The organism is Neobacillus niacini NBRC 15566, assembly GCF_001591505.1.
Lineage (GTDB): Bacteria > Bacillota > Bacilli > Bacillales > Cytobacillaceae > Neobacillus > Neobacillus niacini.
On record NZ_BCVA01000022.1, the window covers coordinates 1 to 19,762 of the forward strand.

The window sequence follows — 19,762 nt, forward strand, 5'->3', positions numbered from 1 at the left end:
GTCCTTCATAAGGTTGATGAAAGACAAATCATTCTAGTTCCCAATGAGGATTAGCTTACTCATCAGGATTTTCATGAGAAAAATCAACATCTGTCTATAAACAAGCCCAAAAAAACGAACTGGAACAACCAGCTCGTTTTCCTAACCTATAATCTTGGATCAATCGGTTCCGCTTCTAACGCTAGAATTCCTAACACACATTCATGAACACGTTCCAATGACTCTCTCTTCACAAATCGATTAACAGCTTCAATACCAAGAGAAAATTCCTTTAAAGCATTTCGCTGCTTCTTGCCTGCATTCCGTTTCTTTAATCTAGATAAATTTTCTGGAAGCAGATAATCGATTCCATAGATGATATGCAAATACTTGCGACCCCTAACTTTTATCGCAGGCTGGAGAAGTTTTCCTTTGTAACGTGTTATATAAGATTCTGGTTTCACAACAAATCCTTCATGACCATCCTCTGTCATCTCTTCCCACCATTCAATAGCCGCTTTCATTGAGGCTTCATCATTTACAATTTTATATTCAGTTTCTATAAACAAACGGGAAATCCCACTAAGTTCTTTATTTTTTTCCATATGCCAAGTATGCGGCTTGTCAAAAAATGTTTCTGAGCTGTGAGCCAATGTGTGGAATGGGGCGATTTGAATTCCTTCCAATCCTTCTGTTTTCCAACAATATTTCTGATACACCGTATTAAATACTTGGGCATTTTCGATCCCCACATAATTTTCCTGAACCCAGCTTAAAACATCCTTCCCACTTTCTAGTGCCTGCTCGAGTGAATCCTTTAATTTATGCCGGTCCAGCAGCGCCATTTCCCCCACATGCACATATTGGTTCAGAATCAGGTCTTTCGCCTTCAAATTCCATGGCAGAATTTCTGCATCAAGCAAGACAAAATCAGTATTGTACTTCTCAAAATAACCACTTTTCACTAAATCTTCATTCAAGACACTGACCACTTGTTCCTGCAATTCTTTTTGAAAAAATGCCCTGCCTGTACGGGTATAAATGGTTCCTAATGTTTCCCTGCCAACATACTCCTTGGCAATTTCTTTATTTTTGAATAAAAACAGAATCCCCCTGCTGCCCATATGTTTCTTCTCAACCACCATCGTATCGACACCATTGTTTTGATAATATTCGAATGCCTCCATAGGGTGCTCGAGGTATTCTTCCTTACGTGAAGGTTTTGGTGTCGGACTCATTGTTGGAGGAAGATACACGATGTCTTCAAGCGGCAAAGTGTAATGAGATAAATCATCTAAGGCTGGTTTCACACCATCATCATAAATCATGATTTCACCGTACTGTTCCGTTAATACGGAATAACCATCTAAGAATTTCATGATATTAGGCGCTGCCAATCTCTTTCCTTCCCATTCCTTCAATGGATTGTCAGGAACATTTGCATAATCCTGTTTCGCGTTGACCGAAACAAACTGTTTTTCTGGATAACGATAAGCCGTTAAACTGCCACCAAAGACCACACCTTGGTCAATATTAAGTGTGTTATTTACTAGCAATGGCTGCGGCTTTGGGTCGTGCCCCCAAAGAATGAGCTCACTTGACTTATGGGCGACGGACCAGTCTTTTCGGATTGGCTTCCCATTCTCATTAAGCCCCTCGCTATCACCATACCGGCAAAAATCAGAAATTCGGGTCGACTGTTTTCCTATATAGTGATCCTTGATTCCTGCATGTACAGCAACTACAGCATTAACCCCATTTTTTTGAATTACATAGTGAGATTTCGCTTGTAAAAGTAACTCTTTTATTTGTGCCTTTAAGTTCTCAGCAGCCTCACTGCCGTTTTTACGCTCAAATTCTTCAAATTCAGCTGCTACATTTTCATCACCATGTGCCATCTTTACTTTTTTTCCATCGAGCCAGCGGGCAATTTTCCAGCCGTGGTTGCTGTCAATCATAAAGCTGAGTCCTGCCGCAACATGCTTTTGGAAAAATTTTAGTGTTTCAATGGACTTCGGTCCACGGCTTAAAACGTCCCCTAATGAAAGTATTTTCCTTCCCTCCGGATGGATGTAATACCCCTCATCGTTTTCCTTGTATCCAAGTTTGTTAAGTATTTCAACAAATTCATCAAAACAACCATGAATATCCCCGATAAAATCGATTCCATTCCCAACATCAATATATAATGGATTCTCCAGACGACTGACATTTACAACTTGAAGTTCATCTTCTCCAAGCATGTAAACACGGCGATATGGTTTCTTTTTTATGAAGCGAAGTGTATTTTTAAAAAGTTGATACTGTTGCTTGATACGGTTTCGACCACGTGGAAAGGCACGCTCCATATCTCGTCTCATTAATTCCGTTTCAGAAATATTTAAGACTATCGCAACTACAGGTACATGATATTTCTTCCCCATTTGCAAATATTTTTCATGTTCTTCCTCACGTAAATGGGTGGCGTCGATAAACGTTAACTTATTGAGTTTACAGCGTTTTGAAATCACATAATCCATTGCCTCAAAGGCAGCACCAGATATTTGCTGGTATTCATAAAATAATGCATCACTTTCGTCTTTGGGACGCCCGTTCCAGCTTATAAATTCAATATCGCTGACCAGAACACGAAATTGATCAGAACTGACCACTTCAGATGGAAGAATCTTCTCTTCTTGTATTAATTGATTTAATAAGGTTGTTTTTCCGGTATTAGAGGGTCCCACTAACAGGACAATTCCAGCATAGGGTAAATGTAGTGTTGTCATCAGATCTCCTCCCTTCTAAAAATGGCCATTTGTGTCGGCTGTCCGTAAGTGGGATGTTCTTCGCCAATCCCTTGAATGCTGACTTGGTAAGGATATCTTTTCTTCCATGCTTCCACATGCTGAGCAAATTCCGCTCGTGTCCATTCAAACCGGTGATCATCATGACGCATTGCTTCATCCATATCATAGAGAACATTGTATTCCTGGTTTGGTGTTGTAACAATCAGCGTCTTTGGCCGATACTCACCAAGAATCATATCAACTATTTTTGGGAGCCGGTTCTCGTCAATATGCTCAATCACTTCACACAAAATAATGATGTCTTTATTTTGCAACCGGCTGTCAAAATAAAATAAAGACCCTGCTAGTGATTGTGGTTCAACAAATCCCTCTTTGCCTATCACTTGTCCAAATCTTTCAATCGCCTTTAGTCGGGATTTGTTTGAGGGCTCAATGGATAAAATTTCTTTGATACCTTCGACAAATCCAAGCTGTACGGATAGTCTTCCTTCCCCTGCACCGAGGTCCACAACGGTTTCCCTCTGTGGGAGTGTGCGAATAATGTTCAGTATGGCTTCATAACGCAGTTCGTTTAAGCGTGTCTTCGGGCTCTCAATCTGGTTACGAACGTACGGTTTCTTTTCATAGTATTTAGATTGAGAAATTAAGGCATTAAATCGAAGGGCACGCTTGACGATAATTTGTTTTAACGGATGAATTTCTAGCCATCCTTCCCCGTAGCGTTCGAGTTTCTCCACTTCTCTTTCATCTAAAAAATAGTGCTTATAGTTATCGATAACAGGTATGAGAATCGAAACATGCTTAAGTGAGTTTTGAACGCTCTGCCTGCCGGAAATCGTGACAAATCGTGCGGAGCTTTTTTTACGAATCGTACTTTCTCCACGCTCAATTACAACTTTGTAACCCATTGGTTCAAACAAATCAGCCAATTCTTGATCTCGTAAATCAGTTGATACCGGACCAAAAGCCAGCTTCATATCAAACTCGTGGTCCACCCATGGCAGATACTCTGAATCTGGTTTCCCATTTAAAGCGGTACCTAATGCCTTGCGGATGGTAGTAATAAACAAGCTGCTGACGGCAAATTCACGGTCATTTATGTAATGGGTAATATCAAATAAATCAGATGAATTACGAACTAAATCAATTGGGTCTGGCTTTACATAGATGATGAACTGAACTTTCTCTTTGGTGAAAATAGGGTAGACAAGTCTGACATTGAATCCTTTTTCAGACCGTTCATACGGGTTATTAGGGTTCTTCGCGATAAGATAAGAGACCATATCCGCACCCGAGCCTGTTACCGTTAATGTTAGCTGCATACATAACACTTCGCTTTCTGCTGAACTATTTTCTCTTACCTATTATCATTGCATAAAGATGGATATTTTAGAAATAATTGTTGATAAAAGTTCAAGGGACGTACCTAAAGTTGGTTACGTCCCTTTCTTGAAGTATTAGTTACTCCAACTAAACAGATTAAATCGTACCAATGTAATTCAAGGATGCAATATCCTTGGAATCTACGACTCCGTCTAATATTTTTTTTACGTCATTTAATGTATCTTTTAGACTAACTTCCTTTCCTTTAATACCCGTAAACTCTTCAGCAACAAAGAATGGCTGTGTCAAATATGCCTCTAAACGTTCGCCTCGATGAAATGTTTCAATTTCAGAAGCAGGGATTCCGCTAATTCCTTTCACATTTACGAGTGATCGTAGTTCACGGTAACGTCTTAATAGCTTTTGTGCTTTTTGTTGGATGGAAAGATGGGTTTGATCTAGGTGTGCACCTTCCAATACGGAGGATGTAGAGTAGATTGGGTTTACTGCTGGGAAGCGATGTCTTACTGCTAAGTCCATATCAAACTGCCATAACGTTTCAAGCGGTCCATATGGCAGATCTTCATCCACTGAAGCCCCTTTTAAATCTAGTAAAAAAGTTGTAACAGACTTGATGTCGACATCTTGTAATTTTTCCTGAAGTTCGTAGATTTCCCCGGTTAAAACATGTGAACGGTCAGCAACAAAAATAATCTCTTTATTTTTTCCTGCCTTTGACATTTCAACGAAAGCCTTTTCAATGGACTCAGCTACAATCTCCGTATCGTCTAGAATTTCCGCTAACTCTGGATGATCATTTTCAGGTTTTAATAAAACCGTTGCATAACCCTCTCGCTTAAAACGATAAAATAACTCTGCTAGTACGACCAACTGCCCCATACCAGGCCGAGCAACAAGTCCAATGGTGCCTCCCTTAACGATTGGTGCAAACAAATCTAATGTTTTTATTTTTGTTTCAATCATCTCTACATTCTCCCCTCTTAAAATCAATTCATCTAAACTACACTGTGCTAATTCTGCTAAAGCTACGATGGTCCGAACTTCAGAGCGGCCAACCGGAATTTTCCCCGTGCATAAATTAGATACAGTCGCTGGCCGCAGCCCTACTTCTTTTGCAGCACTGGTAAGATTGGGCACTCTTCTTCGTAATAATGGAACATTTAATCTTATATTTTCCATTATTTTCACCTCCTTACTTTATATAGTAAAACTTATTACTCTAAAAAGCAACCGCTGTTTACGTTTAAGAGTAATTTTTTTCAATCCAAACGTAATAAGTAGTGAAAGAATATATTAACGGTTTCAGTTTCCTATCACTTAACGTGAATTTACAGCTAAATATGTAAAGTTAAATGAATATTAATTTCCACCGTATTTGAGTTGCTTTTGGGTTTATAAAAGAATATCCCTGGCTCTAATGAACATAGGTTACACACCGAATTAATTTCGAAGGAAATCTAACTAAAGCTACCTGTAACTTCATTAAAGTGCATAAAAAGAAGCATTAATCCCTCTTGGATTAACGCTTCCTTTAATTGAAAAGTAAATTGACTATAGACCCCATTGTAAGTAGTGTCTTTAATTAAATGAAATTTGGTGCATTCAAAATTAGTACACTACTTTCGCTCATTGAGGGAGCTTTGCATTTTTAAAATCAATTCTTTTAGTTCCTCATTATTTTTAACTATTTGTTCTTGTAGCCCGATGATTTGTTGATTCAATTCTGCTATTTGTTTCTGCAACGCCGAAATCGTGTTTTTCTGAAGTTCCTCTGGTTTATTGGAGGTCTCATGGACGCTATTAGTAAGTTTCATTACATCTGAAACTGTATTCAATACTTCTGGATTTTTAAGTAATGAACCTGCAATATTCATGATTCCACTTAGATCTATCGCTGTATTGTTTGTTAGAGGGTTTTTAACCTCTAGTTTGGATTCGTTTTCATTAGTCATGTAGTAAACTCCACCTTTTTTATCTTGGGATAACAAGGAGAACTGATTCTCGTCCTATACTGTTACATACTATGAAAAAAAGTTAAATGTGTGTTAGCAAAAAACCATACGATGTAAAATTGGGTTAAAATCATAGCTTCACAATAAAAAGTCATCCATCAAAAAATAGAAACCCCCATAATACCAACTACCTATTAGTGGAAGTGATATTAAAGGGGCCTTATACTGAGGGGAATTATATTACTACATTATATTAACCAAGCAATGCATTAATAGCAGCAATAATGATTTGTTGTTGTTCTGGCGTGCCAAGTAAAACAGCAACAAGCAGGGCTACTAAGAGAAGCAACACAAGAACTACTGTAACTAGATTTATAGACATTTTTCTCCCCCCTTTCAACCTTATTGAAAGAGCTCTTACACTAACATGTTATGCTGAAATAATTGGACAAGTTCTAAACTAATAACTTTAATTTTTAAAAAAATTATACATTTTCAGTCTTTATGAACAGAACATCATATGAAATCAAAAAAGGCACCAATAATGGTACCTCCCTGGAGTTAAAATTTTCTTTAATCAGTATCTCAATATAATATATCTAACGTGTTTATAATTGTTTGTTGGAATATAATCCTTCTTATACATACCTGCAACATTACTTTTCAAGATAAACACAAACCATATCGTAAGAGTTTTAAAGTAGTTTCTTTTTATTAAATGAAGTAATAAATAAATGTTATAATCCCCGAAACAAGCGTATAACCTATTGCCACATAAAACGATGGTGTGGCTTTAAAACGCCTTTCAATCTTTTCTATTCTCGTCCAAACCTCTACTTGAAGATCATTATCCTCATTTCCACTTTGTAGTCTCGCATTAGCAAATTCCGATGCCATTCCACCCGATGAATTAAAAAACTTAACCAATACGACTGCTGCAAGACCTGTTAAAAAGGACCAATCAAGAAAATCATTATTAAAAAGTTTTGCTATCCCCCAGTTTGCAAAAAGAATCAGACCTATCGTAATAACCCACCAAATAATTCTTCCCATACTATCCCCCCTTTAATTTCTATAATTTCTTAGAAAAAATTATATCATTTAACGCTATTTAACTGTAATAAAATTCCAATAATTTCCGATAGTAAAATAAAAAGGTTCAAATCATTTGCGATTTGAACCTTAAACGGTACTTCTAGAAATCTTCTGCAAAGCGTCTTCTATATTTAGCACTATGGCAGGCATCACAGGTTGGAAATGAGTGATCCCAAGGGAGGTTCTTGCCACAGTTTCTACATTTTTTCACGAACTTGCGAATATCCGTTTTTAATTTATCTTGGACCTTGTCACTCATTTCTTCACGCAGCCGCTCCCAATATATCGCTTCCGTACGCTCACCTAATCGATATAAAAAGAGCAAATGCAAGCCAAGTGCTTTATATGCTAATTCGAGATCCTCTAAACTTCGTTCCTTGTATGGAGGTTCCGGTAAAGGAGTACCCTGGATAATTGCATACATCGTATCTTCCCATTGTCGTGTTAATGTCGGTTCATTTTTTGAGAAAGGGAGGTGTAAAAACCCATATAGGTCCATTAAAGGTAATCGTGCTTCAATTTCTGTCCCAGCAATCACATCGTAAAGGGAACGCTCCTCTGCCAAGGAAGCTTTCTTCGTTCCTGGTGGGCTTTTAAATTTCCCCCAAAGCTCAAAGAATGTTCCTAAATCACGATAATAGCGTTGGAAGCGCTCGAATACCGAGTTGGTTGGGGCAATGGCAAATGTATGCACGGGCTCATCCTCTTGATTCAGCAATCTCCTCATCAGCCTGATGTCCTTGGTAAATGCAACCTTTCCCACATCATAGATTCCTTTGCGACCTGCCCGGCCGGCGATTTGTTTCACTTCCTGCGAGGTTAACAACCGCCTTCTGGTTCCATCAAATTTCTCATTTTCCAAAAACACAATCCGGCGAATCGGCAAGTTCAAGCCCATTCCAATGGCATCAGTCGATACAATGACCTTAGTTTTCCCAGTGTTAAATTGCTCAATTTGCTTTTTTCTTGTTTCTGGGGGCATGCTGCCGTAAATCATGCTGACTGAATGACCATCGCTTTGAAGCCGAGACGCCGTTTCAAGCACTCGCCTCCTTGAAAAACAAATCAGTGCATCCCCTTTTTTCACATGTTTAATATGGAATTCTTTTGTTTCCACTTCCAGCGGTGTATCGCGGCTGTATTCGTATATCGTAATATCCGATTCTCCTAGCAATTGCAGCAGCATCGGTTTTGAATTCCTGCTGCCGATAATATGAACCTCATGTGCATTGGCTTTTGTGATCGCTTTGTACCAAGAGAAACCCCGGTCCTTATCGGTAATCATTTGTGCTTCGTCAATAACGACAATATCATAGCTTTCTTTTTCATGAAACATTTCCACCGTGCATGAAAAATGGTTAGCACCCGGTACCATTTTTTCTTCTTCACCCGTTTTTAACGAGCACGGTGTTCCTTCAGTATTTAACTTATCATAAACCTCAAGCGCCAATAATCTTAGTGGAGCTAGATACAAACCACTGTTTGCCTGCTTCATCTGCTCAAGTGCATGGTGAGTTTTCCCTGTATTGGTTTCACCTATATGAAGAACGTAACGAACTCTTTCACCAAGCGACGGATTATACTCCTGACCAAAAATATCATCCATCATCCGTTCTTCTTCTTCTCGTTTTCGTTGTAATTCTGCTTCTTCCTCCGCCTTTTTACGTTCTCTTTCGGAGTAGTCCTTTTCAAAAATTTGCTGATGAACGGTAAAGTCAAAAGGAAGTACTGCAATTTTCAGTAAATTTGAAAGATATTCCTCTTGGATATCTTCAATAACATAATCTTCTACCTCATACAAAAGCTGTGTCATGCTCCCCTTTATGTAAGCAGGTGTCAGTTTTTCACCAAAGGCTTCCTGATACTGTTCCTTCATTACCTGCGGGAGTTTTTCCAAAATCCTCTTTGGGATTAACTCTGAAAGGTAGTCGGAAATTAAGCTTTCATAGACAAAAAAATACGTTTGATATTCATACAAGCTCCTGCCCCAGTTAACCGTTTTATGAATATCCCCTGTTAGTTCCTCAAAAAACTTCGCCACCGTTGTGTACGAATCAGGATTAAAATGTCCTTCATCCACTAATTTTTCTTCTAGGGCAAAGGTATCGATGGTTTGGAATTTCACATTATTCTTGATATCCGCAGCTAATTGTTTGGCTGTGAAATGACGAACATAGAGATAAAGTTCAGGATAATCTTTCTCAAGCATTTCTGATGTCATTTCTTCTATTTTTTCTGCAAGTATATGACGCAATTCTGCCAAGCGGTTCACTTCTTGTCTTTTTATAAAATCTGCTTTCGCTTGGTGATATCTTTGTTCCCATTCCTCTTTTTGATTTGCAAAAGTTTCCTCGGTCCATTCACGCGCCTGAAATGGCTGATAGTCTCTCATTTCATCCCGAAAAAGTTTATTAATTAGTTTGCGGTCCACTCCTTGAACCTCGTACCCTTTTTCCCGCAAAAACTCTTTTTTCTCATTCTTCGGGACATCATTAGTGACCTTATTCAACCAAACATTGACCCAAATTTGCTCAAGATAATGCCCGCGGTCATGTAAATATTCATTAAAAGACGGCAAACTTTCTTTTGACTCTAAATAATGATTCATATCTTCGATAACTTTATTCTTTGTATGTTCAATCGCTTGAGGGTAAACGGCGGTTAGTTTATTCAACTTCTTCCCTCCTTTATCACTATTTGGTACTTCGAGTTTATCACTAAATCAGAAATCGAACAAATATTCGGACCTTAAATTTCTCGTTTAATGCAATATTGGTCGACTAAATCCTCTATCTGATCCAGTTCAGGAAAATCACCTGAAAATTCAAATTTGATTTCTTCAATGAATCGATTTTTGTTGTAGACATGAATCGCCCCATTTTGGTGGCTCACACTATATTCTGGTACAAATCGAAATCCGCTTCGTTCAATCGCTCCCATGATAATCCCCTTTTTTTTAATTTTTTTTAGTATTTACTATTGTGCTGTGGTTAATCTTCCAAAAACAGAACGGTACTAAGAGAACAGGTCTAATCATATTCTCATAGGAGAAACCAATTAGGAGGAGTGGAAAGTTAGGTGATAAACGTAAAGGTTCGTTTACGGCCGATTGTCAGCAAAATCAATTTACCCACTGTTTTGAAAACCACTTTCCTTCCGGGTGACTCAATGGAAAGATTATTCATTGCAACCCAGGTCGGAGAGATCTTCTTTTTAAGTAATGAAGGGATTAGGACTTTTTTAGATATTCGTCAGCGGATTATAAAACTTGGTGCGTCTGGCGGGTATGATGAACGAGGATTGCTTGGACTGGCATTTCACCCCCAATTTTATTATAACGGTCTGTTTTATATACATTATTCCGCAGCCGGAACTCAAGGTCCAGGAGCTCTTACTGAATCTTTTACACCTAACCCTTGTGACCCCAAAACTTTAAATCTTAGGTGGATAAATAGAGAAACCCACTATGACCATATTGATACAGTGGAGGAATGGATTTTACAATCCAATGGTCAACCTCAAAAACGCCGGACATTACTAAACGTAAGAAGACCTTTTATGAATCATAATGGTGTCAATAGCTTGAACTTTTCACCTGAAACAGGGAGACTTGTTTTAACAACAGGTGATGGAGGATCAGGCTATGATCCCTTTAATTTAAGTCAGGATACGATGGAAATTGCAGGAAAGATCATTGAAATAGACGTTGGAAAAAATACAGGTATCCCGAACCCACCCGTTGTCACACGTTTCAATGAACTTCCCATATCTATTCAGGGAACGCTTAGTATAATGGCAAAAGGAGTTCGCAATATAACAGGCATTTCTTATCAAAGGTTGCAAAATCAGTATATTAAATATGTAGGAAATGTCGGACAGGATTTAGAAGAGGCAATTTTTTCATTCTTTCTTTCTAAACCAATACTAGTTACTCAGCTTGTTCAAGCCGCTTCAATGAATATTGGCCTTGACCCAGAAGGATTTGTTAACTTTGGCTGGCGGGGGTGGGAAGGTGCATTTCCTACTTCAGTTATCAGGGGCTGCACGAATAATCCAGCTTTAGATGAGAAAACAATTGTTTATTATAATGAAGCAATAAATACTTCAGTGAAGCGTCTTCAGCCTATGACTAGTTATTATCATAGAGATCCACGACCAGATAAGTTTAGTGGAACCGCCCTTACAGGAGTGCAAGCCTATAAGGGTAATGCAATACCCGCTTTAACGGGAAGCGTTGTGTTTATCGACCTTTCCCGGAAAGAATCTCAACCTCAACCTAGAGGTGCCTTAGCCTACTCTAGGTTACGACAAGATGGTAAACAAAGTGATTTTAGGGTAATTCAAACCGAATATGATTATGGATCTCAAGCCGCGTATTATGTAAGTTTGGGAAGTAATCTGGAGCAAACTAGATTATATTTAGGGGTTTACGGATCGATGAAGGTGACTGATTTAAACCAGGGTACTGTTTTTGAAATTGTTCCTTAATTCTTCCGAACAAAAAAGGGAGTGGAGTAAATCCATTCCCTTCATCGCTGCGCGCCAATTAGTCATTAAAATTTAGTGAATTTTAGTTTGAAATCACCTTTATATGGAACATGTTCAACTGTTATCGTTATGTTTTTACCATCTTTATCTTTACCCATTCTTTTATAAGTAAATTTCTTTTCATTCAGCTCTGTCAGTTCAAGAACTGCACCGTACTTCATTCCTATTGAAACATGTGCTCGTATCTTATTACCGTGTACAACATCGTAATAGCCGTAATCCCCACGGCTTGCTCCTGTTTTCGCATCAAAAAATTCATATTTATTTGTCTTAAAATCATATTTCGCAAGCCCTAGAAAATTTGTGTTATAGGGTGACACATCATTGCCGTTTTCATCTAATGCCACAGTCCCTTGCCAAAGGGTGTCTGATAGAATTTTATCTCCATCCTTATCTGTAACAATTTCCCCCGTTTTTGTTACCAAGGTCTTATCGGGTTCTGTAAAAGATAGGTTTGTTTCTTTATATGGAATATGATCAACAAATACCTCTACTTCGTTACCATTCGCATCTTTTCCCATTCTCTTATAAGTAAAGATGTCTTTATTGAGTTTTGTTATTTCCACAACAGCTTGGTAACCCATTGATTCAGATATTAATACTCTGATCTTTCCATCATTGGTGAGAAAGAACGTTCCTTTGTCACCGCGGCTCTTTTTTGTGGTTTTATCAAAAAATTCATATCTCGCGGTTTTATCGTCGTATTTTGCTAGACCAATAAAGCTTGCGTTTTCTTTTGTTAAGTCATTTTTATCCTTATCATATACCTTGGTACCTTGCCAATTTGTGCTACTAAGAATATTAGCTAATTCCTGTCCTTTGGTTTCCTTATTTTGTTCACTTCCCTTTTTTTCAGTTTGTTCTTGTTTCTGGTCATTTGTTTGCGCTTGTGTGATTGTGCCGCATCCTGAAATAACTAAAGTTAACCCAAGAAGAATAGACGGTAACATTTTTGCCTTTTTGTTCATTTTTGTCGTCTCCTCATTTCTTTATTTTGGTGTCAATTACATGGTTTTGTTCCTAAGTAAGTCTTTACAAACCTAGTTATTTTGCCCCTGCTTTTACCAATATATTTTCAATCTCTTTAAAACCATTCTTTCGTGCATGCTGTAAAGGGGTTACATGATTTCGATCGGGAATTTTCACGTCTGCGCCATGATCGATCAACAATTGCACTGTTTGCTGCTGTTTTTCATCACCATTATTCAAAATTATAGCTTCTAGTAAAGCTGTCCAGCCGAGATCATTTATATGATTTATATCGATATCAGTATTGGTTAGAAGTTCTTTAATAACATCTACATATCCATGTTCCGAGGCAGGGATTGAAGCAGTTCCTCCATACCGATTCGTAAGAGATGAGTCGGCACCGGCTTTAATCGTAAGTTTTAAAATTTCAATATACCCTTCAGCACCAGCATACAGGAAGGGGTTATTTTCGATATCATCCTGAATGTTGACGTCTGCTCCCGCGTCAATAAGTATTTTTGCAGTCTCTAAATCGTTGTTGTATGTCGCAATCATTGTGGGAGTTCGCCCTTCTGAGTCCTGCGTATTAATATCGACACCTTCCTCAATCAATCTTCTTACGGTATCCGCGTCTTTGCCTTTTGCTGCTATAATCAGTTGTTCCTCCATATCTATCACTACCTTTATCTCATTCACCTTTTTATTTGTATTACCATCATTAACAGAGACACAGCCATGAAGAATGAATATAGTTCCAAAGACGATTGCTTGGCGCCTCCGCATAATTTTCACCACCTATCGGTTTACTATTGCTATCCTCCTTCATTCATTTGGCCATACATTTATGTTAAACCGAAATATTAAACTCCCTCGAAAGAATTTCTTAAAAAAAGATAAACTTTTTCAGAAAATTTCTTCATGTTTATAAAAAAATATCCGCCACCTTATGTGACGGATTGTATTTTTACTATTAATTTTAAACATTGAATCGATAGCCTGCTCCCCAAACCGTTTCCAAGTATTTCGGATGGGCGGGATCTTTTTCAATTTTCCCGCGTATTTTTCTGATATGGACGGTCACCGTTGACACATCCGCTGCCATTTCATAGCCCCAAATATGTTCATATAGCTGCTCTTTGTTCAAGACTTGATTCGGGTGATTTACAAGAAATACCAACAAATCAAATTCCTTTGTTGTGAACGATGTCTCCTCACCGTTAAGATAAACTTTACGCGCTGACTTATCAATCATAATCTCTTTAACCTTAATCATATTTGATTTCGTTTGATTTCCAGCTAGTCGTTCATACCGATCTATATGTGCCTTCACCCTAGCTACCAACTCACTTGGACTAAAAGGCTTAGTAATATAATCATCTGCTCCTAAACCCAGACCTCGGATTTTATCGATATCCTCCTTTTTTGCAGAAACAAACAGAATCGGAATATTTTTAACTTGCCGTACTTGTTTGCATATATCAAACCCACTTACCCCAGGGAGCATGATGTCTAAAATTATCAAATCATAATCATTTTCAAGTGCCATTTGGAGTCCTGAATCACCACTATGTTCAACATCTACTAGGAACTGATTAATTTCTAGATAATCTCTTTGTAGTTCTGCGATACTGACTTCATCTTCGATCAATAATATCTTTTTCATCTTTACACACCTTTCTTCAAAGAAAAGAAAACACTTGTACCTTTGCCTTTCTCGCTAGTTGCCCAAATCTCACCATCATGCTCTTCAATGATGTGTTTGGCAATGGCTAGTCCTAATCCACTTCCACCAGTCCGGGAATTTCTAGACTTTTCTGCCCGGTAAAAACGATTAAAAATATATGGCAACGCAGAAGGTTCAATTCCATAGCCATTATCCATTACTTCTAAGACGACATCAAAAGGGCCTTCATGCAGTTGAATTGAAATATACTTATCATCTTTATTCATATACTTCACACAATTGTTTATGAGATTTACTAAAACACGTTTTAACTTTTCCCGGTCAGCACTCACGTATATCGGTTTATTAGGTGGATGGTGGTGAATCTTTATACCTTTTTGAACCAAATCAAGATGAAGTTTTTCTACAAAATCTTGCATGTATTCAACCAATTCAATCGTTTCAAAAGTGAAGGACTCTTTCTTTAAATCTAGTTTTGAAAATAAAAATAGTTCATCGATTAATGAATCCATGTCCCTCGCTTTGACATGAATGGTGGTTAAATACTTCTCCATTTTCTCTTGGGTATTTGCTACACCGTCTTTTATTCCCTCGACATAACCGATAATGGAAGTAATCGGTGTTTTTAAATCATGAGAAATATTTGAAAGAAGTTCTTTTCGATTTTCCTCATATTGAAGTTGGAGGGTGATTGACTCCTTAAGTTTTAGTCTCATTTCCTCAAACGTTTTATTTAATTGTCCGATTTCATCATTGGAAGTTGTTTTGATTTCAAAATGTAAATCACCCGATTTAATCCGTTCTGCACCCTCTTTAAGAATGGAAATCGGCTTGATTATGCTTCTTGACACTAAATAGTTTAATATCCCAATAATCATGATAAATAGAAGCAGTAAAAGTCCTAATAAAATGGGAAACAGTTCTTGAATCAATTGAGTATTTGAGCTTACCTTCCTTAAAACAAAAATACTTCCTTTACTTTTGTCTGAAAAATAAAAATCAAACTTTACATAAGTAAAATAAAAGTCATTGAGTTTAATGGAATCCCGCGTGTTTATATTCGTTTCCTCAAACTTAGGGAGTGACGTACCCAATGCCTGCTGGCTTAACGTGGAAGTCGCATACTCAATGTTGCGATCTTTTCTTACGACAATTTTGATCTCTTGCTGTTCAAGCTTCTTCAATTGCTCTTTATTTAATAGCTGCTCAGGGTTATTTTTCGCCAAAAGTTTTAAATCAAGAAACACACTTTCCTCAACAGGAGTCAAAGGTTTTTGAAGATATGATTTCTTATAAAAGTTCGCGATCGAATTTACATCGCCCGTTATCGTAAAAAGAAGCAAATAACCAGCCGCTAAAAACAAAGAAATAGAAAAAACAATGACCCCCACGTATGACAACAGAAACCTCATTTTAATGGACATACTTCACCTCCAATCAATTTTCAACTAAATACCCATCAAGATAATTGAACCATATCACACAAATCTTAAAAATTTCGAAAAAATAAAGAAAAATTCTCAAAACAGGCTAGAAAAAAATACAAAAAACGCTGCATAAACAGCGTCTTTTGCATAAATGGTGACAGGCACCTTTTAATGTCTATTTGCTTAATGAACATCATGCTTCTTGAAGTTACCACCTTTAACTTCGGCTACATCATATACGATAACAAAAGCATTTTCGTCAATTTCATTAATGATTTCTTTCATTTTGCTATCTTCTAAACGGTTAATCACGCAATTGATTTCCTTAAATTTTTCGTTTGTATAACCGCCTTCCACTACATTATAAGTTGCCCCGCGTCCTAAGTTCTCACGAATCTTTTCTACCATTAGTTCTGGTTCATTGGTTATAATTTTAAATGTTTTTGAACCACTTAAACCTTCTTCCACGATATGTATCACTTTAGATGCAATATAGTAAGCAATTGCCGAAAGAATGGCTCCTTGAAGACCGAAGACGGTTGACACCACAATAAAAACAAACATGTTTAAAAATAAAATAAGATCGCTAGTCCCAAATGGTAATTTACGAGAAAGTAATACGGCTAACATATCAATACCATCTAATGCACCACCATTTCGTAATGCTAACCCCATCCCAAAACCGATGATAATTCCACCAACAACTGTTATTAGCAAGGTATCTCCTTCAATAATGGGTGGTAAGTGGTGCATAAGTAATGTTCCTATTGCTAATGAAGCAATACCAATAACCGAATAAATAGCAAAACCGGTACCAATCTGTTTATAACCTAAAAATACAAATGGGATATTCAGAACTGCAATGAGGAGCCCTAAAGGTAATCCAAATAAATTCGAACCAACAATACTCAGTCCTGTCACACCGCCATCTGATACATTATTAGGAATTAATACCGTTTCTAGTCCATATGCAGTAATAATGGCCCCCATAATAACCAACAAAGCACGTGAAATCATTTTTAGTTTATTGGGTTTTAGTTTCGTGCTTGCACTCAATTGAATCTCCTACTTTCGTAACTTTTATATAGTTTCACTTTGTTTTTCTTTATGTATTCTACACTGTGCCACCCTCTCAACTTTTTCATTATATTTGAATCTTCCTTGTTAAACAAAATGAAAGGGGGGATAATTCTTAATTTTGTTGGATTTATTGCTTTCCTTAAAAGAAAATGAGACCAAATCTATTATAAGATTTGGTCTCCTAATGGTTAATTATCTTTATTGTTTCTTCATGATAAGAGATTTATGCAGTCGTATAAACTTCCTTCTTATTTGATTCATGACGAATCGTTGCTTGTGCAGCTGCTAATCTTGCTAAAGGCACACGATATGGTGAACAGCTTACATAATCCAATCCAGTTTTGTAGCAGAAATCGATTGATGTTTTTTCGCCGCCATGCTCCCCGCAAATTCCTGTTTTCAATGTAGGTTTTGCTCCACGGCCGAGTTTAACGCCCATTTCTACCAATCTGCCAACACCATCTTGATCAAGGACTGCAAAAGGATTTTCAGGCAGCACCTTGTTTTCAATATAGTTTTGAAGGAATTTGCCTTCCGCATCGTCACGGCTGTATCCGAATGTTGTTTGGGTTAAATCGTTTGTACCAAATGAGAAGAAATCAGCTTCTTCCGCAATTTGATCAGCGGTTAGAGCCGCACGTGGTATTTCAATCATGGTTCCAATCGTATATTCAAATTGCTTCTTTGTTTCTTCCTGAACCTTTAAAGCTGCGTAAATCACAAGCTGTCGCATTTGTTTTAATTCATTAACATGACCAACAAGCGGAATCATGATTTCAGGCTGAACGTCCAGCCCTTTGTCTGCAAGCTTAGCCGCAGCATAGAAAATTGCCTTTGCCTGCATTTCATAAATTTCCGGATAGACCATTCCTAAACGGCATCCGCGGTGTCCGAGCATTGGGTTGAATTCATCTAGTTGGCGGACCTTTTTCAATAGTAACTCTTTCTTTTTCAGTTCAGGTGAAGCAGGGTCAAGAATTTGCAATTTCGTCACTTCTACTAACAACTCTTCCTTATCTGGTAAAAACTCATGTAATGGTGGGTCTAATAAACGAATTGTTACTGGGAAACCTTGCATTGCTTCAAAAATTCCTTCAAAATCACCTTGCTGCATTGGAAGAAGCTCATCTAGAGCCTCCATACGCTCTTTGTACTGCTCAGCCAATATCATTTTTTGAACGATCGGAATTCGTTTTAAATCCATAAACATATGTTCAGTCCGGCACAATCCAATTCCACCTGCCCCAAATTCAAAGGCTTTTTGTGCATCCTCTGGGTTATCGGCATTGGCACGAACTCCAATATTTCTCTCTTGGTCAGCCCATGCAAGTAAAAGCTGGAACTCGTCAGAAAGCTGTGGTTCAATCATCGGAATTTCCCCAAGCATAATTTCACCTGTTGAGCCATCAATCGTAATCACATCGCCATATTTAATAACCTTTTCGTCCACGGTAAATTGCTTTGCTTTCACATCAATTTTTAGTGCGTCACATCCGCAAATACACGCTTTACCCATCCCTCGGGCAACAACAGCAGCGTGACTGGTCATACCGCCACGGCTGGTAACAATGGCCTGCGCTGCAACAATTCCATGAATATCATCAGGAGTGGTTTCCGGACGAACTAGAATCACTTTTTTACCAGCATTCCCAAGTTCCTCTGCTTCATCGGCATCAAACACGACTTGACCTGTTGCCGCACCAGGTGATGCAGGCAGACCTTTTGCTAATAATGTACGCTGATGTTTATCATCAATTCTACGGTGTAGAAGCTGATTTAGTTGATCTGGGTCGACACGAAGCAAGGCAGTCTTTTTATCTATGATTCCTTCTTCCACCATCTCTACCGCAATTCGAATCGCAGCTTGAGCTGTACGCTTACCATGACGGGTTTGAAGAATAAACAATTGACCTCGTTCTACTGTGAATTCAATGTCCTGCATTTCTTTATAATGCTGTTCAAGTCGTTTGCATGTGTCAGCAAACTGTTTATAAACAGCTGGCATTTCGTCCTTTAATGTTTGTATCGGCTGTGGTGTACGAATCCCTGCTACCACATCTTCCCCTTGAGCATTAATGAGGTACTCGCCGTAAAGGACATGTTCTCCCGTTGAAGGATTTCGAGTAAAGGCTACACCTGTACCTGAATCATTTCCCATGTTTCCGAACACCATGCTTTGAATATTTACAGCCGTTCCAAGGTGATCAGGAATTTTATTCAAGCGGCGGTAGACGATGGCACGCTGATTATTCCAGGAATCAAACACGGCATTAATGGCAAGAAATAGTTGTTCCTTTGGATCCTGTGGAAATTCTTTTCTAGTATGCTTTTTAACAATACCTTTGTACCCCTCTATGACTTCTTTCCAATCTTCAGCCGTCATTTCTGGGTCAGCACTATAGCCTTTATGCTCGCGTGTTTCTTCTAATAATTGTTCAAAATAGAACGTATTGATATCAAGGACAACATTACTGAACATTTGGATGAAGCGACGGTAAGAGTCGTAAGCAAAACGAGGATTATTTGTTAATTTCCCCATACCAATTACTGTTTCATCATTCATACCTAAGTTCAAGACCGTATCCATCATCCCTGGCATTGAAAAAACTGATCCAGAGCGGACTGAAACTAGCAACGGATTTTCCGCACATCCTAGTTTTTTTCCCATTTTCTCCTCTAGGGTGCTCAAAGCCCCTAATACTTGGCTCTCAACAAGCGATGGAATGGTTTTCCCTGCATCATAATAAGCATTACAAGCTTGAGTCGAAATGGTAAAACCATAAGGAACAGGTAAACCAATACGCGTCATTTCCGCTAGGTTTGCACCTTTTCCTCCGAGTGTTTCCTTCATATTTCCATTTCCTTCATGAAACAAGTAAACGAATTTTTCCATCA

Annotated in this window: 15 protein-coding genes; 1 reads left to right on the top strand and 14 read right to left on the bottom strand. The window is 38.1% G+C overall.

Features of this window, described 5'->3' with window-relative positions:
- Positions 1 to 146: 146 nt before the first annotated feature.
- From BANA01_RS16080 to BANA01_RS16110, 8 genes are all read right to left on the bottom strand, one after another.
- Complete coding sequence (locus BANA01_RS16080; RefSeq protein WP_063253826.1) at positions 147 to 2,747, bottom strand: polynucleotide kinase-phosphatase; 2,601 nt, start codon at positions 2,745 to 2,747, stop codon at positions 147 to 149.
- Positions 2,747 to 4,090 carry a 3' terminal RNA ribose 2'-O-methyltransferase Hen1 gene (locus tag BANA01_RS16085; protein ID WP_063253828.1) on the bottom strand — a complete coding sequence of 448 codons (1,344 nt, stop codon included), beginning with the start codon at positions 4,088 to 4,090 and terminating at the stop codon, positions 2,747 to 2,749. The genes BANA01_RS16080 and BANA01_RS16085 overlap by 1 nt, the downstream gene beginning before the upstream one ends.
- A gap of 157 nt (positions 4,091 to 4,247) precedes the next feature.
- Complete coding sequence (locus BANA01_RS16090) at positions 4,248 to 5,291, bottom strand: P-loop NTPase family protein (protein ID WP_063253829.1); 1,044 nt, start codon at positions 5,289 to 5,291, stop codon at positions 4,248 to 4,250.
- A gap of 437 nt (positions 5,292 to 5,728) precedes the next feature.
- Positions 5,729 to 6,064 (bottom strand): hypothetical protein, encoded by a 336-nt coding sequence (locus BANA01_RS16095; protein WP_063253831.1) that lies wholly within the window; start codon positions 6,062 to 6,064, stop codon positions 5,729 to 5,731.
- A gap of 253 nt (positions 6,065 to 6,317) precedes the next feature.
- Entirely contained in the window at positions 6,318 to 6,446 is a 129-nt protein-coding gene (locus BANA01_RS30640; RefSeq protein ID WP_260631668.1) for a hypothetical protein, read from the bottom strand.
- A 332-nt stretch (positions 6,447 to 6,778) separates the two neighbouring features.
- Positions 6,779 to 7,117, bottom strand: coding sequence for a hypothetical protein (locus BANA01_RS16100; RefSeq protein ID WP_063253832.1), 339 nt, complete (start codon positions 7,115 to 7,117; stop codon positions 6,779 to 6,781).
- A gap of 142 nt (positions 7,118 to 7,259) precedes the next feature.
- Positions 7,260 to 9,833, bottom strand: coding sequence for a helicase-related protein (locus BANA01_RS16105; protein WP_063253834.1), 2,574 nt, complete (start codon positions 9,831 to 9,833; stop codon positions 7,260 to 7,262).
- Positions 9,834 to 9,907: 74 nt separating this feature from the next.
- Positions 9,908 to 10,099, bottom strand: coding sequence for a YbxH family protein (locus BANA01_RS16110; protein WP_063253835.1), 192 nt, complete (start codon positions 10,097 to 10,099; stop codon positions 9,908 to 9,910).
- Positions 10,100 to 10,237: 138 nt separating this feature from the next.
- Here BANA01_RS16110 and BANA01_RS16115 point away from each other — a divergent pair, with 138 nt between their 5' ends.
- A complete protein-coding gene (locus tag BANA01_RS16115; RefSeq protein ID WP_063253836.1) occupies positions 10,238 to 11,647 on the top strand; it encodes a PQQ-dependent sugar dehydrogenase in 1,410 nt (469 codons plus the stop codon).
- A gap of 65 nt (positions 11,648 to 11,712) precedes the next feature.
- Here BANA01_RS16115 and BANA01_RS16120 read toward each other — a convergent pair whose 3' ends face one another.
- From BANA01_RS16120 to ppdK, 6 genes are all read right to left on the bottom strand, one after another.
- Positions 11,713 to 12,675 (bottom strand): DUF4822 domain-containing protein, encoded by a 963-nt coding sequence (locus tag BANA01_RS16120; RefSeq protein ID WP_063253839.1) that lies wholly within the window; start codon positions 12,673 to 12,675, stop codon positions 11,713 to 11,715.
- Between the two features lie 76 nt (positions 12,676 to 12,751).
- The gene (locus BANA01_RS16125; protein ID WP_082799554.1) at positions 12,752 to 13,459 is read right to left on the bottom strand and encodes an ankyrin repeat domain-containing protein; all 708 of its coding nucleotides are present in this window, start codon (positions 13,457 to 13,459) and stop codon (positions 12,752 to 12,754) included.
- Positions 13,460 to 13,652: 193 nt separating this feature from the next.
- Complete coding sequence (locus tag BANA01_RS16130) at positions 13,653 to 14,339, bottom strand: response regulator transcription factor (protein ID WP_063253841.1); 687 nt, start codon at positions 14,337 to 14,339, stop codon at positions 13,653 to 13,655.
- A 2-nt stretch (positions 14,340 to 14,341) separates the two neighbouring features.
- The gene (locus BANA01_RS16135) at positions 14,342 to 15,784 is read right to left on the bottom strand and encodes a sensor histidine kinase (protein WP_063253843.1); all 1,443 of its coding nucleotides are present in this window, start codon (positions 15,782 to 15,784) and stop codon (positions 14,342 to 14,344) included.
- 186 nt (positions 15,785 to 15,970) lie between these two features.
- Complete coding sequence (locus BANA01_RS16140) at positions 15,971 to 16,804, bottom strand: YitT family protein (protein WP_063253908.1); 834 nt, start codon at positions 16,802 to 16,804, stop codon at positions 15,971 to 15,973.
- A 286-nt stretch (positions 16,805 to 17,090) separates the two neighbouring features.
- Positions 17,091 to 19,760 (bottom strand): pyruvate, phosphate dikinase, encoded by a 2,670-nt coding sequence (ppdK, locus tag BANA01_RS16145; RefSeq protein ID WP_063253910.1) that lies wholly within the window; start codon positions 19,758 to 19,760, stop codon positions 17,091 to 17,093.
- Positions 19,761 to 19,762: the final 2 nt, after the last annotated feature.